The following is a 24,640-nucleotide window of genomic DNA, read 5'->3' as shown; positions in this document are numbered from 1 at the left end:
TATGCCTTAATACAAAAACCCAAAGAGCCACAGCGGAATCTTTGTAGATGTGCCGTATTCTATGCCATCAGCGGCAACATACCCTTCCCCAACACCTTTCAGCTGGCCTCCGGTTTTATCCTTTCCGCCTATCTCAAACACATACCGGCCGTCGATCAAAAAGTCGCCCCTCTCGGGAAATTCCAACTGATGGCGATAGGAAAGCTGGTTGGCAAAAAAGGTTTCCCTGACATTGCCAATGTCGGCATTGCCGATGATATAAGCCAGATTGGTGTTTTCCAGAAAGATTTTATCCGGCTTCTGCAACCGGCTGATACCTTTGGCAGACCGAAACAGGTTTTGCGTGAGCCCGCTCTCTTGTAGATAGTGCAGGTACGAAAGCAGGGTAGTCCGGTTAATGCCTATTCTTTCACTGATTTTGCTCACATTGGGAATAAACGGGGCGGATTCTGCAATAACCAGCAGCAGCTGTTTGACTTTTGAAACATAGGCAATATCAACCGCACGAAGCAGAGGCAATTCGATTTCCAGCATCATGTTGATGGTCTCTTCTACACGCTGGGCATACAAATCGGTTTCTTCCCGGTAATAGGGGTAGTAGCCGCGCTTTAAGTAATCTGAAAAATATTGTAAGGGCTTGAAGTTTGACAAAATATCGCCTGCAATATCCTGGTGGTGCTCCAGCATATCGGATAAGTGGACTGCCGGCAGGGAATGCCGATATTCAAGGGATACGTATTCGCGAAAAGAAAGCCCCTGCATCAGGTAAATAACCGCCCTGCGACTTAAATCGGCCCGTGCATTGAGGATTTCCAGCAGTGACGAGCCTGTAAACACCACTTGCAGCCCCGGATGGTCATCATAAATATTCTTAAGTTCTTGCGACCAATTCGGGTATTTATGTACCTCATCCAGAAAAAGGTGGGTGCCCCCTTTTTTGACAAAATCGTCAGCCAAGTCAACCAGCTGGTTATTGCTGAACCAAATGTCGTCTAAACTTACATACAGTACCTGCGCAAGCTGGTCCTGAAGGTGCGACTTGATGTATTGAAGCATCAACGTGGTCTTCCCTACACCTCTCGGTCCTTTTATGCCTATCAGCCGTGCCTTCCAATTAATGGACTCCATTGCGCTCCGCATGAAATCCAATGATGTATGACCGAGTTTCTGCCGGTATTTTTCTATCAATCTATCCATTTGTATACCATAATACACAAATATACGAAGATTTTGCTTATCATAATAAACAAACAGGATAAAGGCCGCGGCCGACCTGCGGTAAACCGCCGGACGACCGTGGCCCGTAACAAGCTAATCCGGCAGCTGGCCGCCTATGGGCAGCTGCTTCTGATCACTAATTCGCTTGCAGCGACCGAATCTCTGCCGCAATGTTTTCGCGGGCTTGCTTTTCAAACCGATCAAAAAACAAATCGGTCTTAAAGAGCCGGTCCATATCAAGGAAGTGCTGCAGCACACGCTGCCTGCCCCGGTCAAACTGGGGCGACGCCCCGTATTCTTGCCGGATATTGGCTACGTACCGCTGGTATGCGGCGGGATCCGCGCCAAGAATGGCCATATCAGCATCCACGAAGTAATTCGTGTCGCTATCGGTGCTGCCGGCATGGGTCTTGGTAGCCATAATCAAGGCGTGGCAGCGCGCTACCTTATCTGCGGGATAGCCCAACAGCGCCAGGTGGCGGTCGGCAAAGGCCGCGCTTTGGTCTTCGTTCGTGCCGTCGGTGGTGAAGTATACCACATCGTGGTAAATCATCGCCAGGAAGGCCGTTTCGAAATCTTCGAGGCTGTCCTTGCAGCTGTGCAGATGCCGCTCGAAATTGGCCAGGTGCTCCAGGTTGTGGTAATGCCGCCGGGGGCCGGTATAGGCCTCCACCACTTCCTCCCAGCACCGATCCAGCAGCGCCTCATCGGCCCCGTAAGGCTTTAATATCTCCAAATAAGTCGCTTTGAGCCGGGCGCCATCGTCTGCCACGGCATTTGCCAATGTGGTAGCCATCACCAGCAAAAATAGGAATGCATGTTTCATCTTCGTCTTCTTCAGGTGGATTATTTTACCAATGGCAGTATGCCGGCACTGGCCTTATTTGCTACCAACACCCGGTTCATATCGTGCAGGATGGTCACAACGCCCGCAGCCTCGTCGTGCTCAAAGTCGTCCATGCCCAGCTGGCCGGGGATAAAGGACGGTATCGTGGCCCGGATGTCCTGGGCGCTGACGTTGGGGTTGTTCTGCTGCTCGATGGTTGATATCGGAAACCGGATGCCCAGATCGGTCATGCGCCGCCCCTCGGACATGAAGATCTCCTGCCGGAGCAGGCACAGCAGGTACAGCAGCGCATCGGCATCGCCGGCAGCGGCAATCTCCGCTTCCGTCACGGAGGTGCCCGATACGCGGTGCACGGTAATGTTGCCATCGCCCCGGCCCAGCACGAGGCCTTCCCGCAACGGGCCGCCCGGCGCAAACCGCACCTTGGTGGCGGCCGACAGGGGGTAGTCGCTGCGCGTACCCTTGCGCTCGGCATGGCGGCCATCGACAGATGCCACCGGCCGCGCCGACACGACCTCGCCGACTAACCGGGTCAGCAGCGCCTTCGCCCCGGGCAGGTCGCCGTTGCCGATGGCGGCCTCCGCGGCGATGAGGAAGGCTTCCTCGCCTTTCAGTAAAGCTATCGGCTTCTGGTCGGCGCTGGCGTTGCCGACGTGGAAGTACTTGGGATCAAGAAAATCAAGCCTCGGCAGGGGCGCCAGCGTATTCGTGGAGCTGCTGAAGGTATAGGTCTGCATCAGGTTCGATGCGCCGTTGAGCCCGTCAAAGACGGCGTTGCGCAGCACCAGCGGATCGGCCGCAATGACCTCCTGTGCCAGCTGTGCCGCGCGCTGCCGGTCGCCCAGCCCATGGTAGGCCCGCGCCAGCGCGAGCGTATAGACCGTACGCCGGCCTGCATCGGCGGTCAGCGACAGGCCCTGCTGCAGGTAACCGACTGCGTTTTCAAGGTGGGCCGTAGCCGGCAACACGGGGCCCGCTTCTACGGCCGGCAGCGAGGCAAACAGCTCACCGCTCAGCAGGCTGGCATAGGCGGCATAGAAGTACATCTCGGCCAGCTGTTCGCGGGTGCCGTCCGCTGCGGCGGGTACCACCCTTTCCACGCCGTAGACGGCCATGGCGCGCAGCCGGGCTAGCTCGCGCTGCACGTTGTCTATATCCAGGTCTTCGGGCAGCAACGTGGGGATGTCAAACACTTGGTTGGACAACGAGCTGTTGTTGTAATAATTGTCAGACACCATCTCGGCAAACACCACGGTCTGGTTGAGCGTCTGGGCAAGCTGCTTCTGCAAGCCGTTCAACCATACTTCGGCCGACTCGGGCGTGCCGAGGAATGTCTCGTCGGTAATATTGGGGTTTTCGACTTCCACCAGCGAGCACGACGAAACCGTCGCGGCAAGTGCTAGTGTTATCCATGTGAGGGTCGTTTTCATCGTATTTTTTTGAGGTGGTTACAAACTGAACTTGAGCGAAAGGAGAAACTGGCGGGCTGCCGAATGTGCGGCATAGTTGATGCCGCCGGTGGTTGCTGAGCCCTGCCCCTGCGCCCCGCCGGGCATCACGGCTTCGGGATCGGAGGCCGATGCGGTGAAATTCAGCGGATTTACGGCCGTAAAACCAATACTTGCATTGTTTATGCGGCGGAGAAGTGCTCCGGCCTTGAGGTTATACACCAGCCCGATGGTCCGCACCTTGATGAAATCGCTGCGCTCCACGAAGAGCTGCGAGTAATTCAGCCAGTTCATGGACCCGTTCTGCTCGATTTCGGCCGCCGGAACGCCTGCGGTGGAAGCGCCGTAGTTGATGCGGAACTGCTTATCCCAGTTGTGGAGGTACCCGCCATGCTGGTAGTCGGCGTTGGCAAACAACGAAAGCTGCCGGTAGCGGAGGTTGAAACCGAAACTTCCCGTGAGGGTGGGTATCGTAGACCCGAGGAAAGACAGCGGTATGGTCTCGACCATCAACCCGCTTTCGTCAAACACCCCGTAGTTGCCGGAGATGTAGCCCACCGGATAGCCTTCGCGCACGACAATCTGCACCGTACGCGAGGTGAGCCCGTTGATGTTGAACGCCGGGGCACCGCCTGTGCTGGCGACGATGTTGTCTACCGTATTGGCCGACGCACGGACATTGAGCCCCCACTTTTCGCTGTCGACCACCTGCGCGTTGGCCGCAATTTCAAACCCCTTGTTTTCGATGCGGCCGATGTTGCGCAGCGAGCTGCCTACGCCTGACGAGGCGGCGGGTGGTACGTTGAAGAGTGCGTCGCGCGTTTCGTTGTTGAAATAGTTTGCCGAGAGCGAAAGCCGGTCGCGGAAGAAGCCCATATCCAGGCCAATCTCCAGGGCGTAGGTTTTCTCCGGCCGCAGGTCGGGATTGCCGGGATGGCCAAACGTGGCCGACTGGCCGCCGCCGAAACCGGAGAAGGCGATGGTGCGCTCATGCGCAAAGGGCGTGGGGAAATTGCCGGAAACGCCGTAGTTGGCCCGTATCTTCACCGTGTTGAGCACCTGTTGGCCCATGGCGGCGAAAAACGGTTCGGCACTCAGGATGTAAGACAGCCCCACCTTGGGGTAATACTGGATGCCCACGGACGAACCGAACGCGGAGTTGCCGTCGCCCCGCACACCGAAATCAATGAAATAGCGGTTGCGGTAGCCGATGTTTTCCTGCACGAACACCCCGTAGTTGGCCACCTCGGCATAAAACTCGTTGCTGGTACGGGTGGCCGCCTGGCCGATGGTCTGGGCGCCATCACGGATATCCTGGCCGATGTAGGCCACCTGGCGGTCTTCGGTGCGGAAGAGCTGGCCGCCCACCGTGGTGAGCAACGAAAAGTCGCCTACCTGCCAGTCATACTGGGCATTGAGGTCAAAGGTGAGCCCCAGGAAGCTGCGCATGAAGTTGGACAGCGACCCCGTGTTGTTCGAGCGGATGTGCCGGTTGTAGGCCATGGTCACGGCAGATCGCTCGCGCTGCTGGCGGAAGTCTACGCCGGCCGTGCCCTTGAGCACGATGCCCGATGGGGAGCGGTAGCTGACCGACTGCGAGGTCTGGAAACGATTGACCATGGAGCGGTTGTCTTGCAGCCGCTCGGCCGAGTCGACGAATGACTTATACACTGCAAAATCGGCATCGGACAGCTCGTCCAGCACGGGATTGAAACCCGGCCCGATGATTTTTGAAGCGCCGTCTTCTACAAACCAAAGCCCCGAGTACCCGCCCGAGTTGCCGTTGCGCACGCGCGACAGCCCCTGGTTGCTGTAAGAAAACGAACTCTCGTAGGTAAGCCCCTCCAGCAACCGGGCATTCATGCCCAGGCGGAAGTTGAATTTGCGCTGGCGGTTCTGATCGTGGATGAGCACCCCGTTGGCGTCGCTGAATGAACCGGCCAAGCTGTATCCGAAGCCCGCCGTGCTGCCGTTGAGCCCGAGGGTATAGCGGTTGTAGAAGCTGTTTTGGTAGAGTACGTCCTTGGTGCGATCGAAATAATGGAAATCGGCCGTGGGGGTCTCCACGCCCATATCCGCCCCAACGGAGAAGGAGGCCCTGCCGGTGCCGTTTTTCTTGGTGAAAATCTGCAGTACGCCGTTTGCAGCGTCAGAACCGTACAGTGTGGTGGCGGCACCGCCGTTGATAAATTCGATACGCTCGATGTTTTCCACCGGCAGGTCGGACAGCGCGCTGGTAGAAGCTCCCTGCGAGATACCGCCGGAGAGGTTCATGCCCAGCGTGGGGGCGGTGTTGAGGTTGTCTACACGTACGCCATCCACGTAGATGATGGGCGTGGAGTTGGCAAATGCCGAGTTGAACCCACGGGTCTGGATGATGGATGTAGCGCCGCTCTGGCCGCCCGACAGCTTGATCATCGCATTGGGCAGCTGGCTTTGCAGCAGCTGGTCGATACGGGTGGCGGGCACATCCCGGATCTGGCGTTCGCTGACCACGGCGGCATTGGTAGAAAGGCGCCGCTTGGAGACGCTCAGTCCCTGCCCGGTGACGACGACCTCTTCCAGCCCAAGCAGGTCGGCCTCCAGCTGTACGTGCAGCGGCTGCTGGCGATCGCCTTCGACGGGCACTTCTTGGCTGCGGTACCCCACATGGCTAAACAGCAGCACCGGCTGCCGCTCACCCGCGGGCAAGGCAATGGAAAACACGCCGTTGGCATCGGTCTGCGCGGTCGCGGAGCTGCCCTTGGCCTTCACCGTAATGCCGGGAAGGGTGCGCCCGGTGTGCTTGTCGGTGACCTGCCCCCGTACGGGGCCCGGCTGCTGGGCTTCACCGCCGGGGCCTGCGGCCGCGGCTGCGGCCGGCTCGATAAGCACATACCTCGCAGACACCTGCCTGAACGATACGTTGCGCGGCCCGGTAATCATCGCCAGCACGTCGGCCACGCTGAGGTTGTTTGCCTGCACGGAGATTTTTTCGTCGCCGTCCAGCACGTCGCTGCTGTAGCCGATGATGAAGGGCGTTTTCTGTTCGATAAGCGATATGACTTCGTTTAAAGCCTTTTGCTTTACATGGATGGACAAGGTCACCTCGTTGAGCGTCTGCCCCGTAAGTGGGTTGGCCAGCAGCACCGCGGAGGACACCAACACCATGGCAAGTGTAAGTTTCATCCTGAATAAAATATTGGTATAACTTAAAGTTTTTTGCATTTTTGATTGTCTTTAGTGGATTCGCAATTTCATTAAAGTACATCTTCGAAAGATTCCGGGCGAGCGGCACTTCGCCCGGTTTTTTTTAGTTGGATTGTATCAGCAATTTACCTCCTTTCTCTTCAAAATTTGCATGGGTCATCTCGGCAAGCACGTCCATGATTTCCCGTAGATTTTCGTTGGCGAAATGTATCGTATACCGTGTATCATCGGTCAACCGCGGGTCGATGACGAGCGTGCGGTTGAAATGCCGGGCCAGCTTGTGGCCCAACTCAGGCAGGGTGAGCCTGTTGATATCGAGCTCGCCCGTTTGCCAGGCGCTGATGAGGCGGCTGTCTTCGGTCCGGATGGCTACCGAACCGTCGTCTTTCCGGAAGGTAAGGGTCTGGTTTTTGGAGATGCCCCCGGACAACAGCGAATCGGGCTTGCCGGCCGTGGCTTTCGACACCTCGACAAGCCCGCTTACCACGGCGACCTTCACTGTTTGATCTTCGGCATACCCCTCTACATTGAAGGACGTGCCCAGCACCCGCGTGGTAAGCATGCCTGACCGCACAGAAAAGGGGCTTTCCGGCATCTTGGCGACATCGAAGAATGCCTCGCCGGTAAGCGCCACATGCCGATGGCCGGCGTTGAAGTCTTGGGGCACTTCGAGCTGGCTGTGTACATTGAGCATCACCACGGTGCCGTCCGGCAGCGCGATCCGTTTGCGGTGTTCGGCACTGCTGAAAAGGCGCACGGCGGCGCTATGCTTGCCCTGCGGCTCGTGGCCACTCCGCGACAGCAGCGCGCCACCCCACAATACGGCAACCAGCAGCGATGCGGCAACCGCCCACCAGCGGTAGCGCCGGAAAACACCCGGCCGCGCAGGTAGCGTAGTCATCCCGCCTCCCTTGGCGCGCGGCCCCTCCGCCTCTTCTGCCTGCTGCGCCGCGGCCTGATCGACAAAAAGGTGGTACCAGGCATCCACCGCCCGGCGCTCGGCATCGCTGGCCTCGCCGGCTACGTAGCGCCGCAGCAGATCCCGGATCTGCTGGTCGTTTGGTTTGTTGTCTTCCATCGCCCTCTATATCTCGCAAGCGGGCGGGAAGTACTTTAAAGCAAGGTTAAACAATCGTTAAATAACTGGATAGCAAACCGGAGGAGGATCACGGCGGCCAAAACGCCCTCCTTATACCGGCGGATGGCGCTGCGCAGCTGGTACAGCGCGGCCGAAATGTTGTTCTTTATCGTCTGCTCGGAAAGCATGAGCTGGCGGGCGATTTCTTTGATGGAAAGGTTTTCTTCACGGCTCAGCTGGTAGGCTTGCCGCAGCCGGTTGGGCATCTGTGCAATTTCATGGCCGATGATAGCCTGCAACTCGGCGACCAGGTAATCCGTATCGACCTGCTCATGCGCCGCAATATCGAGGATCTCGCCGAGCATATCGCCATAGGGAATTTCAGATCTGCGCTTGGCATAGCAGTCAATGACGGTATATTTGGCAGCGGTATAAAGGTAACCCGCCAGGCTGCCCGAAGGGTCGGGGCCGACCTGATGCCTGTTTTGCCATAAGGAGAGAAAAATGTCCTGCACGTGGTCTTCGGCCTCCTGGCCGCTCCCCACCCGCTTGCGTATATAACCTACCAGCGCTGCGCGGTATTTTCCCATCAGCCGGCTGAATGCCTGATGATCGTCTTGCCGAATCAACGCCAGCAAATCGGCGTCTGTATGTCGCTCCATTACACCGGGCAAGGATACAGCAGCAACATCAAGCCGGCATTGACCTAAGATTAGCTTATTGTGAAGTTTTATACTGCCCACGTCAGGCGGCGACCGCCTGCGACGACCCATCCTCGCCGGCCGTGGGCAGGCAAGGCACTAACCGCAAAAGAGCTGCTCCACTTCAACGCGTCCCATCAGTTCCTGCGCGGCCATAGCTGCCGATGCCGGATTCTGACCGGTGATGAAAATGCCGTCTGCCTCGACATGCGGCGTAAAGGGGATAATCGCGTGGGTAAACTGGGCACCGGAAGCTTTCAGCCGATCCGTGAGGCTAAACGGTATGTGGCGGTGCCGCTTCAACAGCGCTTCCTCGGTATCGGTAAAGGCGGTGATGCGCATTCCGCTCAAGGCGTCCGGGCGAAGTTTGGCCAATGCAAACGTCGCGGCCACCCCGTGGCCCACCATCGCGACGGGGGTATTGTTTAGCAGACAGCTATACAGGATCTTACCCAGCCGGGCATCGTCTGCCATATCCCATAGGGCTCCGTGCCCGTCAGCGATATAGACCGCATCGTAAACCAACGAACCGACTTCGTCCAGGCTCCAGGTGTTTCCAAACTCCATCTTGGCCATCAAGTCGTCGTGATAGGTGGTTATACCCTCCGTGGTATAGTCGCTTTCTTCGCTTAATGGATCTACCGGCGGCTTGCCACCTTTGGGACTAGCAACCGTCACCTCAAACCCAGCCTTAATAAATTCGTAATAGGCATCGGCAAATGTGCTCAGCCATACGCCGGTCTGGTTTGTTCCGTCCGCCAGATCGGCGTGGGATGTCAGGATCATCAATAGCTTCTTCATATGCCTTTTTAACGACAAAACGGGTGCAGTGTTTTGGCAAAGGCAAAAGTTTCGGCGTTTTTTAACAATTCGATGAAGAAACGCTAACAGTGCCGAAAAAATGGCAGGAACCGACCGCCAGTTTTTCGGTTGGCCTGCCAAAAGGAGCTTGTTGCCGACAAACGGGCTGGCGGGCTCCTACAGGTCAAACCGTATTCCCTGTGCCAGCGGCAGCTTGTCGGAATAGTTGATGGTGTTGGTCTGCCGGCGCATGTAGGCCTTCCATGCATCCGAGCCGGACTCCCGCCCGCCACCGGTTTCTTTTTCGCCGCCGAAAGCGCCGCCGATTTCGGCGCCGGATGTGCCGATATTGACGTTGGCAATGCCGCAGTCCGAACCGCCCGCTGAAAGGAACCGCTCGGCCTCCCGTAAGTTGAGGGTCATGATGGCCGACGACAGGCCCTGCGGCACCTCGTTTTGCATGCGGATGGCTTCATCCAAAATCTCGTATTTCATGAGGTACAGGATGGGGGCAAAAGTCTCCGCCTGCACAATGGGCATGTCCGGCGACACCTCGGCAATGCAAGGCCGCACGTAGCAGCCGGAGGCGTAGCCCTCGCCCGACAGCACCTCGCCCTTCACCAGGAAATGGCCACCCTGCTCCTCGCAGGCCGCAATGGCAGCCAGGTAACTGCCCGCCGCGGCACGGTCTATCAGCGGCCCCACATGGTTGGCCTCATCCAATGGGTTGCCGATGCGCAGCTGCCTATAGGCGCGCACCAGCCGTGCTTTGAACGCGTCGTATACCGAAGCGTGGATGATGAGCCGCCGTGTGCTCGTACACCGCTGCCCCGCGGTACCTACCGCACCGAATACGGCCGCGGGCAGCGCAATATCCAGATCGGCATGTGCGGTAATGATCATGGCGTTGTTGCCGCCCAGCTCCAGGATGCTCTTGCCGAGCCGCGCCGCCACCGCCGCAGCGACAGCCTTGCCCATACGCGTGGAGCCGGTGGCAGAGACAAGGGCGATACGTGGATCGCCCGCCAATAGCTCACCCAGTGCCCTGCCGCCCTGCACCAGGCAGGAAATACCTTCGGGCAAACCATGGCGGGCCAGCACCCCGGCGATGATGGCCTGGCAGGCCGCGGCCGAAAGCGGTGTTTTCTCGGAGGGCTTCCATACACACACGTTGCCACACACCCAGGCGATGGCGGCATTCCAGCTCCAGACAGCCACGGGAAAGTTAAACGCGGAGATGATGCCCACCACGCCCAGCGGGTGCCATTGCTCATACATGCGGTGGCCCGGACGCTCCGAGGCGATGGTGAGCCCATAGAGCTGGCGGCTCAGGCCGGTGGCAAAGTCACAGATGTCAATCATCTCCTGCACTTCGCCCAAGCCTTCCTGCAAACTCTTGCCCATCTCGTAGGAAACCAGCGCGCCCAGATCGTCCTTGTGGCGGCGCAACGCCTCGCCGAACTGCCGGACAATCTCGCCGCGCCGCGGCGCGGGAACTTCGCGCCAAGTGGCAAAGGCTTCCGTGGCCTTCGCCACCACGGCGTGGTAGTCGGCGGCCGAAGCCTCTCCCACGGCGGCAATATGCGCGCCGTCTACGGGTGAAAAACACGCTATCAGCGGCCCGCCTTCTGACGGGCCGCTGATGTTACCTGTACTCCATGCCGGATTGATGGGCGCAACGGCAAGCCGTCCGAGTATCGCCGCGATGTCTGTGGTATTCGCCATGTATGTTGGTTTTTTGTGGATAAGCCAAAGATACGGTTTTCGGCGCGTTATCACCAACAAGCAAACGCCGGGCGCACGAGCCGGGTAACGGCCAGCTAAAGGCACTCACGGGTTTTTAAAAACCTCCGAGTAAATGATCGAATGCGATTCATCTTCGTCCGACCCGGCCGTAGCACCGACATCGACCACCTCGAAGTTGTAGATTTCCACCGCATCGTTGTAGCCCGGGCTGGTATTGATGATGATCCCGCCCAGCAGGAAGACCCGCTTACAATGGAATTCGCCTTTGGCCATATCGACAAGCAATTTGATGTGCTTGTGGATTTCACCATAGGTGACTTTTTTATTGATTTGGGCCAAGGGTTATGTCATGCGAAGGAACTCCTCCCGCAACTCCTTGTCTGAAAAGGCTCCGCCGTATTCCAGCGTGGTCGTCCTGCTGCCACGGTCGCGCACGCCGCGGGCCGAAACGCACAGGTGCTCGGCATTGATGACAACGATGACGCTTTCGGTGCCCAACGCCTGCTTCAGCTCATTGAATACCTGGAGCGTCAGCCGTTCCTGAACCTGCGGCCGACGGGCATAGTACTCCACGATGCGGTTGATCTTGGACAAACCGATCACCTGCTTGTCAGCGATGTAACCCACATGGGCCCGGCCGATCATCGGCAGGAAATGGTGCTCGCAGGCCGATGAAACGTCAATGTCCTTTTCGACAAGCATCCTCCCGTAGCCGTACTTGTTGTCGAACACGGAAAGATCCGGCTTGTTTGCGGGGTTGAGCCCCCGGAAAAGTTCCTTGACGTACATCTTCGCCACCCGCCGGGGTGTGCCCTTCAGGCTGTCATCCGTGAGGTCAAGGCCAAGCGCTTCCATGATCGCGGCAAAATGACGCGCGATGGTTGCGATTTTCTCTCCGTCGGTCTTGTCGAAAGCATCCGGACGCAGCGGTGTCTCAATGGATGTCATCACATGGGCGTCGCCCAGATCGTCCAGCAGTTGTTCGGGTATTTTTTGCATCACGTGTTTTTTTATTGGAGCTATCACGCCCCCGGATGAACGTCAGTGGCCGCTCAGCCCATGCTTGGCGGTAAGCCGCACCGGCAAAGACGGCGAATACCGTGCGTACGCCGTAACGGCAGCACGCCAACCGTTCATTACGCCAAAGCTATAAACAAAAAACCACAAAAGCAACATGGTTGCAACTAAAAAGCGGAGAAACCTCTTGGCTCCCCCGCTTCACAAACACAACAATAGCGTCTTAATGATGATGCCCGTGCTCGGCATGGATCTCGAACGTCAGCTCCAGCACATTTTCGCCGGCAAATGCACTGGCATAATCGCTGCGGTTCCAATCGAGACGTGTAATGGTTTCCTTCACGCCTGCATTCAATCTACGCAGCACGTAAGTCACTTCCTTTGTTGGCCCCTCGTTGTCATGGCCGATGGTAAAGTAGCTCAAGATGCCCGTGGTTTCGTATTGCCCGTTCACCGCCGATCCATCGGCGTACGTCTGCTCGCGCGGTTGGAAAATAGCGCCGCTCTCGTCATCCGAATCGGGGTTCAGGATGAAATCACCGCCGATAAGGAACGCCTTGTAATGGTCGGCGGTGGCCTTGTCCGCGATGAAATCGTTCTGCACTTCCTTGCCGGTGTAGTCCCATGCTTTCAACTCGATTTTGTACACCGCTTCGGCCTCCAGGTGCAGGTGGCCGTTGGAAGTGGCGATGCCGTTTTCGTCGAAAGTGATAACGATGGATTCGCCTTCTACGGCATTCCCCAGGCCATGGAAATGGTCGCCATGTGCCTCCACGCCTTCTCCACTGACCTCGGTAAGGATAAGCTCCGCCCGTTCGATGCCTTCCCGTATTGGTTCATTGTCATCATCCTTGTCGCAGGATGCCAGGGAAAAGACGGTAAAGCCCACAAGGGCCAGTGCTGCGAATTTGTTTTGCTTTTTCATTGTCATTAGCATTTGATTGTGATTATTTGTATTTATTGATTAAGCAACTATTGGATCTTGATGCTCAGCCCCTTCATGGTCTGCCACCCTTCGCGATCGGTCACCCGGATCATGAAATGGTAGTCTCCGGGATCCACATCGGCAGGTACGGCGATCTCCATGCGCGCTTCGTAGGTCTGCGGCCCGCCGGGGATGTCGAAAGACCGGATGTAGACAAAGGGTGTCTCAGGCGTTTTCACCGGGTCCAACCCGCAGTCATTGACTTCCGTGCTATGGGTATGGTGGTCAAAATTGTGGTGGACGTCAAGGCTGAAAGAACCCAGGGCCACATTGTCGCTGAATAACGCACGGAACACGAATGTTTCCCCCCGCCGGATGGTGCTGCATTGTACCGGGAAGGCTTCTGCATACGCCATATCGATCTCGGGGTACTCGGTGTCGGTTGTTTCTGAATCCTTACTGCACGACAGCAGCACGGATAGGAGGACAAAGACGTTGACTATTCTTTTCATGATCTGCAATTTATGATCGACTAATTGAGCGCGACCTTCAGGTCGATGTAATGGTAAAAGCTCATGTTGTGCGTGGTATTGGTGTAAACCACTCCAAAAAGGTAGTCGCCGGACTTCCAGGTCTTATCGCCGCTGATAGGGTTTGGCTGCGGGGAATTGTTGTCCTGATCGGCTCCGATAGTGAACCGCGGCAACGCACGCACCGTCGTGAATGTCTCCAAATCGAATACGAAATTGGAAAAATCGCCCACCGTCTCCCAACCTTCGTGCTGATAAACATCGTAAACGATGGCCTTGGAAAAGTCAATACCGTCGACGGTTTCAGGCCGATGGTTCAGCTGCTTGTCAATCAGCAGGATGTACATGGCACCGTCGCCCTTCAGCCCCCCGATGGTGACCTGCGATCGGATGATATCGCCACCGCGGAATACATCCGCCCCGGCGAATTCACCGTTCCGGTAAAAGATTTCATTGTTATTATGGATGTTAAAAATGGTTAACGTCGGGTCAACGGGAAGATTCTCCCGCAGGTAAATGCGCAATGTCCGCTTTTCTTCCAGCCTGGCGCCATTCTGATCCTGCACCACGATCACAAAGTCGTATGTCCCTTCCGGCGCATCCTCGGGGATGTCGAAATGCCGATGTACATTGGTATTCCTGGCGCCTCTATACTGCTCCCAGGTAATCTCGTGGTGCCATTGCCGGGTATAGGTCTCGCCTGCGCGCTGCTCGATCCGGACTTGGACAACATCGATCCGCTCACCGGCGACAACATCCATTTCCAGGTGGAAGTCCTCGCCGACGACACCGATGCCGTTGTCGCCCAAACCGACCTCAACGTGCTCGATCACCGGCATGGCTGGCTCGGGCTGGGAGTCTTTCTTACAGGACGAAAAAGCCAGGGCCCCGAGCCCGATGAATCCGATAATAAGTTTTGTGTTGGGTGTGTTCATAGCTATTCGTTATTGTTTTGGTTTCTTACTTACTTGCTTTGCGGCCTCGCCCCGGGCCACCGCGACGGGGATACGCACCGATAAGACAACGTTGCGGCCCATCTCCGGCAGTTCAATCAGCCGGTAGAAGCTGGTATGATTCATGTACTTGATGTCCAGCAGGTTTTGCACCTGCAGGTTCAGGTGCACGGGATGATGCGCTACGGATACCGTATAACCAGCCCGGATGGCGGCCACCCCGTAGCCATCGGTCTTCTTCTCTGGCGGCACAATGCGATCCTGCCTGGCCACCAACCTGTAATCAACGGACATAAACGGATTCCCGGCCCGCCCGGGCGCCCAGGAGAGGTTGACCAACAAGGAGGGAGGCGGGGCAAACGGAAGCGAAAACCCACGCTTCGCACCCGACAGTTGCTTGGAGAACAGGTATTCTGCGAGCACCTCAGCCGTCAGTGATCGGCTGATCCGCCGGGATACCTGCAATTCGCCCCCATAGCGCATCACCCGGCTCTCCTCATACCGGAACACCTGATTGCCCGCTCCGTAATAATGGTCGAAAGACGACGTGGGATTCAGGTAGATGTAGTTGGGAAAGTAGTTGTAAAATGGGCTTATCTGGATACGCCATCCGGCAGGGCTCCATTCCACCGATAGGTCTGCTTGGTACGATTGCTCTGCTGACAGCGCCGGGTTGCCCTGCTCATAGCTGAAATAGTGGTAGTTTACCCCGTTGGCCGAAAGCTCTTTGGCTATCGGCATGCGGAAGCTCTTGCCCACATTAGCTTTCAGCGAAAACGTGCCGGCCGGATGGTAGTTGAGCCCTACGGACCAGACCAGGCTGTTGAAACGCCGGTGCAGGTTTGCCGCCCGGAGCAGGTACTCCTGCGAGCCGTGATCATCAACTGCCGAAGGAAACCAGTCCCGGTATTCAGACATGCGCAGGCTGCCATGGTCGTAGCGTACGGCCGCATGGAGCAGCGCCTGATCGCTCAACCGGTATTTGTCATACACAAAAGCACCGGCGGTCAGCTGGCCGAAGGCCGGAACGAGGAACGTCCAGCCGCGGATGGTGTTGTCCTGGTACTCGCTACCCAGGCCGAACGTCAGCTCGTGCCGGCCGGCTTTCCAGTAGTCCCTCACATTCAGCGAATACACGAGCTTGTCAAATTCGCGCTCCAGCCCCTGGGGGATGCCCAGTGTATCGGGGAAAACCGGTGGCATGTAACCATGGTTGACGTATTGGCTGTACTCCTGCCTGAAATTATGCTGGAAACCGAATTCGGCCTGTAGGTGGTGCGCGCCCCAATGCAAGGCATTCCGGCTGATGGCTTTAAAATGGTTGACCTGCTGGCGGGGCATCAGGATATCCCTCGCCGACCGGTCGTGCATGCCGGCGTCTACGCGGCGCGGCTCCAGCCCATGGGCATTGGCAAAAAACCCCGCCTCATGGAACGTGTTACTGACATACAGGATGGTATTGAACCGCTCACCAAGGTAACCTGCATTGACGTGGAGGTTTGTCTCCCGTCCTGCGGTATTCCGCAGGCGCTGCCGGTGGAGCGCTACCCCATAATCGTAGACATATACGGTATCGGTGGGCACCCGGTAATCGCCATAGCGCAGGTAGGTGGCGCGCCCATCGGCAAACCACCGGCTGCCCCGGCCGCCGAGACGCACCGACGTGCCATATCCTCCGTTGTTGCTCCTGCCCACCAGATCGACCGAGGCGATAGCCGTATGCGGCGCCGGCGGGGATTCGGGCTTGACGTCAATGGCACCGCCGATGGCATCCGAACCGTAAACGAAGGAAGCGGCCCCTTTGACGATTTCCACTTCGCCGGCGGCAAATTGATCCAGCTCCAACCCATGGTCGGCCCCCCACTGCTGGCCTTCATGCTTGATGCCTTTGTCTACCGTGACCACCCGGTTGAAACCAAGACCACGGATGAGCGGTTTGGACTGCCCGGCGCCGATGCCGATGGTCTGAATGCCTGGTAGCCGCTCCAGCGTCTGCATCAGGCTGCCACCGAGGTTCCGGTGGATGAAATCCCGACCCACGACCTCCACATTCAGCGACTCTTCCTGCTTCCGCCGTGCCACATGATTGTCTATGACAAGCACCTCGTCAAGCACATGCATGGCTCCCTTGAGCGGTATGGTCACCCCCTGATTGTCCTGCGCCAGGGCAACCGTTTCCTGCCCGTGCTCGTACCCCATTTTGGCCACATCAATGTGGTAAACACCGGGCCGCAGGCCCGTGAAGGTAAACGATCCCTGCCGATCGGTAACCTGTTGCGCGCCGGTTTCCCGAAGCGTCACACGCGCACCGGCGATGGGGTTATCGGTCCCGTCGGTGATGCGGCCCGACAGCCGGTAACTCTGCCCGTAAGCGATATTGAAATAAAGCAACCCGGTAAGCATACCGATGGTGATCTTCATTGCGTTGGATGACAACCAGTAAAAAAATGAATGTTGAAAAATGAAACATCTGCCGTCGATTGCCGCAACAGGCAAACGGAGATATACCCGTAGGCGACGGATGGGCACACCGGCCCATCCGGAAAGCTATGCAGCGATGAGTGAAGCGGGAGGCCCTTTATTGATGTATACTGCCCCCAGTCCTTTACACAGCACACCGCAATCCAGCGGCCGCGCAGGGAGTACACGCCATGGAACAACCGGCGCGCAGCATATAAACGAAGGGCCGGAATAGGTTACTTTTGGGACATAGTGGGCGTAAAATGTGCAGAGATTGCATTCCTGGGCATCGCTTTGATGGGAAGAATGTTCGTGGTGATCATGATCTCCGCAGAGGCCCTGATCATGCGAATGCGTGTGCATGGCGAATGTCAGCGGAACGCCGACAACCGCAATGACCATGCACATAGCCAACATACGCATGATGAATCCGGACCGATGTACGTAATGAGTCATTTACAACCGCGGTGTTTATTTGCCATGAGACTGCCTTCTGCTATAAATCATGTTCAGCACATGCCCTGAAATAATAAAACCGGCCGATGCGGGGATCAGCGCATAGACATAAGCTTCGTCAGATAGCTGATTAAGCAACAAGAGTACAAAGCCCACCGAAAACAAGGAAAACGGCAACAACCGGCCATGATGCCGGCGATAGCCATGCATCATGGACAAGGTTCCGAAAAGAAGTGCGAGTACGATAAATGACCATTCCAGCGCGGGATGCTCCAAGCCAGGGATGTCCAGCATCGGCAATACCGCAACCAGTAACGGAAGCACGGTGCAGTGAATGGCACAGGCAATCGACGTGACGATGCCGAGTTTATCAAAATTGAGCTTGACGAGATGTGTAGCCATAGCGAAAACATGTAGGGTTATTAACGCCACAAAGATGCATTTAATTTTTCAAAACCAAACCCTTTTGCGTTTGATTTTTGCAACTTTGGTGCATTACTAAATGCCAACTACATGATGATCAGCACCCTTGCGCATGCTGTCCATGCCGGCCAGCGGTACTGCCTAAGGGGTTGCCGGGCTATTTCTTGGTAAATGTGCCTTCAGCCTGGGCACGCCGACCACGCTGATCGGCCACCGTAAGGATAACCCGGTAGTCTCCTTTGGGCGCTTCGGCCACCGCTATATGTTCATGAAAATGGTGGGCAAGCTGCCCCACTAACCGGTCTCCGGCGAACGCGACTTCGTCGCTCCAGGCATCGCCTTTGATTTCGACGGTCACCTGATCAATCTTGCCGGGCACCGTTAATTCGGTTTCGAGGTGAAGGTCATTGCCTGCGGCATTGATGCCCACATCCAGATCGCCGGCTATCGGCACCGTACTATCAATACCGATCCGGAAGTCTCCCGTGCTTTCGCTGACCGACCCATCGGCGTCTGTGACCCGTAGGGTCAGCGTATAGTTGCCGGGCTCGGTGTCTGCCGGAACGTCAATACGTGCGGCGAAAGTCGCGTCTTTCTTGCCTGCGATACCTTCGCTAAACGGCCCGTTGAACACCCACCCGTCGCCTGAAACGGGCCGGATGCTAATTTCAGCTTCGCTTATCGTCGTCGTAGCCGCCACGTGGGCTTCAACGGGAAACGATTGGCCGACAAAGGCCTCCGCATTGCCGTCAGCTCCGATGCGCAGCTTGGAAACACCGGCTTCCTGCCGGCCACAGCCAGCCATGACCACAAGTAATAAGAGAACGAACGTGGGCCGGTTTAGGAAGCCATGCACCGAATCGCCGATGCGCTTTGTAGTTATCGATTTCATTGGATAAACATTGATAGTGGATAAACATTGAATACCCAAAGATACTATTATTTTCAAGATTGCAACTAAATTGCATTGATTATAAAAAAACGGGGCGATTGCTCGCCCCGGAAATCATGTTTGCAGCCTTGCGTTTAGTCTTCCGCCCGGAATACCCAGAAATAAGCAGCGCCCCAAGCTGCGGTGCCGGGAGGGGCATAACTCAGTATCAGCTGGTTGTCATTGACCACCAGGATATCGTATTCGTAGACGGGTATGTTGCCTTCATCCGGCGATTTACCGCACAATACGGTGACACCGCGGGTTGTCAGCTTGCCTCTTGCCCAGACGTCGCCATTTTCCGCCAGGGTAATCTGCGTCATGTCAAACGAGAAGCCACCGGTCTCCGTTTGTCCATTGGCTTTGACTTTCGTAAGCCGGGCACCGCGCAGGGAAAACACCATCTCAGCTCCTTCGCCTTCGCCGGGCGCCTGCTCGTCGATTTGCGCAACAGACAGCATCCACCACTCGGGCTTGCTGCTACCCAGGTAGCCGCCATTGCCCCACACTGCGGGCTGGGAGTCGTCCCACACCCAGGTCCTCTCCGACCCGCCGGTGAGGTAGCCCCATTCAAGCGGCACGTCATACGTCAGCTCGTCGATCTGGACTGGCAGCGTCTTGGTGATCTCCGTCCCGTTTGCGTTGCGTCCGGTGAAAATGATCTCCTGCTGGCCTGTGGCGACCATCAGGACGGTATCCGTCTTCCGTTGGGTGACGCCGGAGCCGTAGTCCCACGACGACAGTACCGGGCTCCGGTTGTCCAGGGCGACCCGATTGGAATTCTTGCCATCGACAACGATGGGGGTGGCGGTAACGTCCAGTTGCTCGGCGGTGATTGCACCGCCCATATCCATGCGATCTTCGATGGGTTCGCAGGCCGAAAATAGCAGCGCTGCCAACATGGCCCACAAACTGTATTTGCTATATGTCTTCATTTGTCTTCTGATTTAGTGTTTACCATCCCGGAAATTCATCGGCGGGCGTACCCCATCCGGCATTCTGCGTCAATACTCCACCCGAAAGGGCGATCTCGTTTTGTGGGATCGGCCAGAAACCGCCGGTGGCCTCGTAGCGCGCACGGTACCCACCGCCGAAGCCCCGCATCTGCGTGTCTATGCCTTTGTTTTTGATGGGTGTACCTTCCTGTGCGGCAAGCGCATCAGCGGCATCGTGCCAACGCATCAGGTCAAAGTAGCGAACGCCTTCGAAGGCCAGCTCCCAACGCCGTTCGCGCTTCAACGCCTCCAGCGAATAAGCCACAGGCCCCAGGTTGACGCGTGCGCGCACGCGGTTGAGTCCGGCTGCGTCTTCGGTGAGCTCCGAATGCATCAACAGCACATCGGCAAATCGGATCAAAACCAAATCTTGCGTATGGGCCAGCTGCATGTCGGTTGGCGCGCCGTCGCTCAGGATTGCATATGAGGGCAGCAACGTGCCGTCCCGATATGCCGTGACCGGGATATACTTTTTCTGCCAAAACCCGGTTTCTTCCATCTGAGAATCTGCCCCGTAGATGTAATCTTCCAGATCATTTTCTACGTCGATTATGGAAGCCGTCCGCCGGATGTCCGTTGGTTCGGCTTGGCGCCACTGATTCCATAGCCGGGTATTGACCGGGCCCGCGCCCCACCCCTGCCCAAAGGGGAAGGTGTTGGCTTGGCCGTTGTTGGACCGCATGCCAAAATGCAGCACATATTGATTGGAATAACCAAGGGTGTAGTTATCGCCCCAGTCTACCAATGTACCGAACTTGACGGCAAACACCGTTTCTTGGTTTCCATCGCCTACCCAGGACAGTCCGTTTTCTTTCACGTAATCGTAATCTTCAGCGGTGTGTTCGTTGGTGTAGGGCCACAAGTTGCGGAAGTCAGCCACCAAGCCATGACCACTGTTTGCGATGCACTCATCCAGCCAGCTGATTACTTGAGCCTTGCTGATTTCGCCGCCACCGGCTACGGGTAGCGCGCTCTGCTGATAATAGCCCGTATAAAACAGAAACACCCGCGCAGCCAGTGCCTGGGCCGCCCACTTCGTCGCATGTCCGGCTGAGACAGCGGTGTAAGGCACCGTTGGCAACAGTGTGATGGCCTGCTGGAGATCATAACCGATCTGTGCGTAGGTCTCCGTGGCAGGCGCCTTGGGTACGTTTTCGGCTTCGGGTGTCGTAATGAGCGGCACTTCACCGAACATCTGGGAGAGCTCAAAGTAAAATAGCGCCCGAAGGAAATGAGCCTCGCCCAACAGCTGGTCGCGCTGCGACTCGCTGGCCCAGCCGGTCACATTGTCCATCGTGGCAATGGCTGTATTGGCCCGGAAGACGCCCTGGTAGCGGGCCCGCCAGAAAGGCAGGAAGCGGTTGGGCTGTGTATTCATCAGGTGATCAAGGCCGTGCATGTCCCGATCGTTTTCCCCCCCACCGCCGAACCGGTCGTCGGAGGCAAGCTCGGCAGCATAGAAATGGGTGTGTGCCGCATCGGAAATAGCCCGGCTGAATGTCGAATAGATGCCTGTGATCATTTGCTCGGCATCGGCCACATTCATCGGGAAGTTGCCCGTATTCTTTTTGTCATAGCTCGTCGTATCCAGGAAGCTCTCGCAACTGGATAGGGTGATGACAGCTAATGTTATCGCGATAATCCGTTTCATGTTCGTATATGTTAGAAGTTGACATTCAATCCAATGATGATATTCCGTGGGCTCGGATAAAATCCGAGATCAATACCCGATACCCAGCCCTGTTCATCGCCGTAACCGATTTCAGGGTCCATGCCTGAATAACCGGTAAATGTGTACAGGTTTTGTGCCGACACGTAAATACGGGCCTGCCCCAGCGGCAGATTCGGAAACAACGACTTGAAGCTGTAGCCAAGCGTGACGTTTTGGATTTTCACGAAATCGGCATTTTCGATGTAAATGTCTGAAATGTACTGGTTGTTCGTATGGCTACCGTTGGTCAGCCGCGGATAGCGGTTGGAAGTGCCCTCACCGTGCCAGCGCTGGAACACCTCGGTGGTGTAGTTTTGCAGCGGCGCGTCGGCAAATGAGCGGTAGGACTTGGCTATCTGATGGCCGAACGCACCGAAAGCGGTGACGTTGAGATCGATGCCCTTGTAGCCGAGCGATAGGTTGAACCCTGCGGTAAAATCGGGATGCGGGTTACCGATTTGCACTTTGTCTGCATCGGTGATGGCGCCATCGCCATTGGTATCGACAAAGATGACGTCACCGGGCTGTGCGTTGGCCAATACACCATGGCCGCGCGAACGGTAGTCGGCGATTTGCTCCGCGTTCTGGAAGATACCATCGGTCTTATAGCCATAGAAATAGCCGATGGGGAAGCCTACCTGTGCACGATACATCGGCAACGTGCCCTGGCTCAACACATTGGCCTGCCCTTCGATGAGCTGCTCATTATTGGCAATCCGCACCACGCGGTTGCGGTTGTATGATCCGTTGAGGCTTATGCCATAGCTAAAGTCGCCCCGCCTGTCATTCCAGTTGAGGCCGAGCTCAAATCCCCGGTTTTCGATATCACCGCCGTTGATAAATGGCGCATTCGTTCCGAAGATCGCCAAAACCGGTGCTTGGAGCAGCCAGTCGATTGTTGACTTGCGGTACCAATCAAAGACGATGCCCAGCCGATCTTGCGCCAGGCGTGCATCAAGCCCGATATTGACCTGCTCGGATGTTTCCCAGGAAACATACGGATTGGGCAGGACATCCGGGTAAGCTCCGTTGCGCAGCGTGTTTTTGTCGTTGCCGAAATAATAGCCGTTATGGCTGTCGATGGCGATGGTGGCCAGGTATTGGAACGGATCGATGCTGGCGTTTCCGTTTTGGCCCCAGCTTGCGCGCAGCTTTAAGAAATTGAGCCAATCGACCGATTCCATAAACGACTCATTGGAGACGTTCCAGCCCGCCGAAACCGATGGAAAATAACCCCAGCGGTGGTTCGGGCCAAAATTGGACGACCCGTCCGCCCGCAGGATGACACTGGCCATGTAGGTTTCGTTGTAATTGTAGTTGACCCGTCCGAAAAAGGAGGCAAAATTGTTTTCAATATCGTGGCCGCCGCCGATGGTCGGCATAAACCCCGGGAAGGCCATCCAATTGCCCACGTAGGCATGCTGCCAGCTGCCGGGGAACGTCGAATTGGAGGTGGTGACGCTCAAATTTTCACCTATCCCCCATTTTTCGATGGATTGGCCGATGACAGCGTCGACGTGGTGCCCAGCACCGAAGGTACGTTGATAGGCCAGCGTATTTTCCAATGTCCAGCTGTATCCCTGCGATTTATTTTGGGAAATATCATCAATGTCATTGATGGAGGTGGTAGACAAATGGAAGGCCGGTGTATAGGACCGGTACGACGACGCGTTCATCCGGTAACCGAAGTTGCTGCGGAAACGCAAATCTTTGATGGGTTGTACTTCCAAAAAAGCGTTGGCCATAATCGAATGGTTCTTGCTCATGTTCATGCCCCGCCGGTACACCATATCGGCGATGGGGTTGGCCGTGGCACCGTCAAATGCCCAGCCATCGGCCACTTTGCTCGCATGGTCGTAATAACCGCCTTCGCTGTTGTAAACGGGCATCAGCGGGTTGCCTTTCAGCATGTTATTGATGTCGTTCCAGTAAATGTTGCCAATGCCGATGCCGGAATTGGTGCGGTACGTGTAGGTAAGGTTTTCGCCAAACTTGACGATATCGAAATCGTCGTTTTTCAGAATAACATGTGTGGAATTGAGCCGCACGGTGTGCCGATTGAACTCGGGAGCCACCGGTTTGCCAAAGATACCGTCTTGTGACGCAACGGAATAGCCCATGGCAAATGTAGACCGGTCAGTGCCGCCGGTGAGGTTGAAGGCGTGGTTTTGCGTGAGCGCATTGTCTTGATGGATTTCCTTCAGCCAGTTGGTACCGTTCCAGGTACCATCCTGAATCTGCTGATACTGATTGGGGATTAGACTCGCCCAATCATACGGAGCCAATCCTTCGTTAAAGCGGCGCTCATCCTGGATGGCCATGTATTCTTTGGCGTTGAGCAGCGAGGGTAATTTATACGCGTTTTGCCAACCGACGAAGGCATCGTAGTTGAGCGTCATTTTGCCGGCTTTGCCTTGCTTGGTCGTAACAAGCACGACACCGTTGGCCGCCCGCGACCCATAGATCGCTGCCGAAGCGGCATCTTTCAGGATATCGATAGACTCGATGTCTGACGGGTTGAGGCTGTTGATGTCGCCGCCAATCACGTTGTCAATGACGTAAAGGGGCTGCGAATTGCCGATGGTGCCAATACCGCGGATATTAACTTTAAATCCCTGCCCGGGCATACCAGATTGCTGCGTGATTTGTACACCCGGCGACTGGCTTTGCAGGGCATTGACCACATTGGTGGTACTGAGCTTCGCGATGTCCTCCCCTTTCACTTGCACCGAAGCACCAGTGGTCAAGCTCTTTTTCTGTGTACCATACCCGATCACCACCAGTTCCTCGAGCATATTGACCTCGGATTGCAACGTGACATTAAGCGTTTGCCGACCGCCGGCAACGATTTCCTGCGGCGCATAGCCTATCGACGAAAACACCAGTATAGCCTCGGCAGATGATACCGTGAGCTGATAACGGCCGTCGGCATCGGTCCTTGTGGACGTGCTCGTGCCGCGTTCGGCAACGGTGACGCCCGCCATGGGTATGCCGGATTCATCGGTGACCTGGCCACTGACCGTTTCTTGCCGGGCGTACGCTGGTACCGATATCAGGCCAGGGTCTCCGTGTGCAAAAGCGGCGCGCGGCGGCACCGAAACGTTTAAGGCTAAGCATCCTACAGTGAGATGCAGCAGCCTTCGCGTGTACTGTTTGTAAAAAATAGATCGCATGGTTTTTTGTTTATAATTGAAAGATTTAACACGGCGCC

Annotated in this window: 20 protein-coding genes; all 20 read right to left on the bottom strand. The window is 56.5% G+C overall.

The window, feature by feature from the left end; all coding sequences use genetic code 11:
- Positions 1–6: 6 nt before the first annotated feature.
- Positions 7–1,197, bottom strand: coding sequence for an ATP-binding protein (locus tag JHJ32_RS11975; RefSeq protein ID WP_200121097.1), 1,191 nt, complete (start codon positions 1,195–1,197; stop codon positions 7–9).
- A 157-nt stretch (positions 1,198–1,354) separates the two neighbouring features.
- Positions 1,355–2,044, bottom strand: coding sequence for a hypothetical protein (locus JHJ32_RS11970; protein ID WP_200121096.1), 690 nt, complete (start codon positions 2,042–2,044; stop codon positions 1,355–1,357).
- 20 nt (positions 2,045–2,064) lie between these two features.
- Complete coding sequence (locus JHJ32_RS11965) at positions 2,065–3,495, bottom strand: hypothetical protein (RefSeq protein ID WP_200121095.1); 1,431 nt, start codon at positions 3,493–3,495, stop codon at positions 2,065–2,067.
- A gap of 18 nt (positions 3,496–3,513) precedes the next feature.
- The gene (locus tag JHJ32_RS11960) at positions 3,514–6,720 is read right to left on the bottom strand and encodes a TonB-dependent receptor domain-containing protein (RefSeq protein ID WP_233632615.1); all 3,207 of its coding nucleotides are present in this window, start codon (positions 6,718–6,720) and stop codon (positions 3,514–3,516) included.
- A gap of 85 nt (positions 6,721–6,805) precedes the next feature.
- The gene (locus tag JHJ32_RS11955) at positions 6,806–7,780 is read right to left on the bottom strand and encodes a FecR family protein (RefSeq protein ID WP_200121094.1); all 975 of its coding nucleotides are present in this window, start codon (positions 7,778–7,780) and stop codon (positions 6,806–6,808) included.
- 35 nt (positions 7,781–7,815) lie between these two features.
- Complete coding sequence (locus tag JHJ32_RS11950; RefSeq protein WP_079717063.1) at positions 7,816–8,442, bottom strand: RNA polymerase sigma factor; 627 nt, start codon at positions 8,440–8,442, stop codon at positions 7,816–7,818.
- A gap of 138 nt (positions 8,443–8,580) precedes the next feature.
- Positions 8,581–9,282 carry a type 1 glutamine amidotransferase domain-containing protein gene (locus tag JHJ32_RS11945; RefSeq protein WP_200121093.1) on the bottom strand — a complete coding sequence of 234 codons (702 nt, stop codon included), beginning with the start codon at positions 9,280–9,282 and terminating at the stop codon, positions 8,581–8,583.
- Positions 9,283–9,459: 177 nt separating this feature from the next.
- Positions 9,460–11,007: an aldehyde dehydrogenase family protein gene (locus JHJ32_RS11940; protein WP_200121092.1), complete on the bottom strand. Its 1,548-nt coding sequence runs from the start codon at positions 11,005–11,007 to the stop codon at positions 9,460–9,462.
- Positions 11,008–11,112: 105 nt separating this feature from the next.
- Positions 11,113–11,367, bottom strand: coding sequence for a hypothetical protein (locus JHJ32_RS11935; protein WP_200121091.1), 255 nt, complete (start codon positions 11,365–11,367; stop codon positions 11,113–11,115).
- A gap of 3 nt (positions 11,368–11,370) precedes the next feature.
- Positions 11,371–12,027, bottom strand: coding sequence for a GTP cyclohydrolase I FolE (gene folE, locus JHJ32_RS11930; protein WP_200121090.1), 657 nt, complete (start codon positions 12,025–12,027; stop codon positions 11,371–11,373).
- 241 nt (positions 12,028–12,268) lie between these two features.
- Entirely contained in the window at positions 12,269–12,970 is a 702-nt protein-coding gene (locus tag JHJ32_RS11925) for a hypothetical protein (protein ID WP_079717254.1), read from the bottom strand.
- A 47-nt stretch (positions 12,971–13,017) separates the two neighbouring features.
- Positions 13,018–13,482, bottom strand: a complete 465-nt coding sequence (locus tag JHJ32_RS11920; protein WP_079717078.1) for a DUF4625 domain-containing protein — start codon at positions 13,480–13,482, stop codon at positions 13,018–13,020.
- 20 nt (positions 13,483–13,502) lie between these two features.
- Positions 13,503–14,435, bottom strand: coding sequence for a DUF4625 domain-containing protein (locus JHJ32_RS11915; protein WP_200121089.1), 933 nt, complete (start codon positions 14,433–14,435; stop codon positions 13,503–13,505).
- Between the two features lie 9 nt (positions 14,436–14,444).
- Positions 14,445–16,874 (bottom strand): TonB-dependent receptor, encoded by a 2,430-nt coding sequence (locus tag JHJ32_RS11910; protein WP_200121088.1) that lies wholly within the window; start codon positions 16,872–16,874, stop codon positions 14,445–14,447.
- A gap of 126 nt (positions 16,875–17,000) precedes the next feature.
- A complete protein-coding gene (locus JHJ32_RS11905; protein WP_200121087.1) occupies positions 17,001–17,369 on the bottom strand; it encodes a hypothetical protein in 369 nt (122 codons plus the stop codon).
- Positions 17,370–17,384: 15 nt separating this feature from the next.
- The gene (locus tag JHJ32_RS11900; protein ID WP_200121086.1) at positions 17,385–17,771 is read right to left on the bottom strand and encodes a MerC domain-containing protein; all 387 of its coding nucleotides are present in this window, start codon (positions 17,769–17,771) and stop codon (positions 17,385–17,387) included.
- Between the two features lie 178 nt (positions 17,772–17,949).
- Entirely contained in the window at positions 17,950–18,684 is a 735-nt protein-coding gene (locus JHJ32_RS11895) for a DUF4625 domain-containing protein (protein WP_200121085.1), read from the bottom strand.
- A gap of 134 nt (positions 18,685–18,818) precedes the next feature.
- Entirely contained in the window at positions 18,819–19,658 is an 840-nt protein-coding gene (locus JHJ32_RS11890; protein ID WP_233632614.1) for a hypothetical protein, read from the bottom strand.
- A gap of 19 nt (positions 19,659–19,677) precedes the next feature.
- Complete coding sequence (locus JHJ32_RS11885; RefSeq protein WP_200121084.1) at positions 19,678–21,369, bottom strand: RagB/SusD family nutrient uptake outer membrane protein; 1,692 nt, start codon at positions 21,367–21,369, stop codon at positions 19,678–19,680.
- An 11-nt stretch (positions 21,370–21,380) separates the two neighbouring features.
- On the bottom strand, positions 21,381–24,602 hold the full coding sequence (locus JHJ32_RS11880) for a TonB-dependent receptor (protein ID WP_200121083.1): 3,222 nt from the start codon (positions 24,600–24,602) through the stop codon (positions 21,381–21,383).
- Positions 24,603–24,640: the final 38 nt, after the last annotated feature.

Origin of the sequence: Parapedobacter sp. ISTM3 (assembly GCF_016533505.1) — a bacterium.
GTDB classification, from domain to species: Bacteria; Bacteroidota; Bacteroidia; order Sphingobacteriales; family Sphingobacteriaceae; genus Parapedobacter; species Parapedobacter luteus.
The sequence above is the reverse complement of the archived record's forward strand: the minus strand, read 5'-3'. Positions and strand labels throughout refer to the sequence as shown.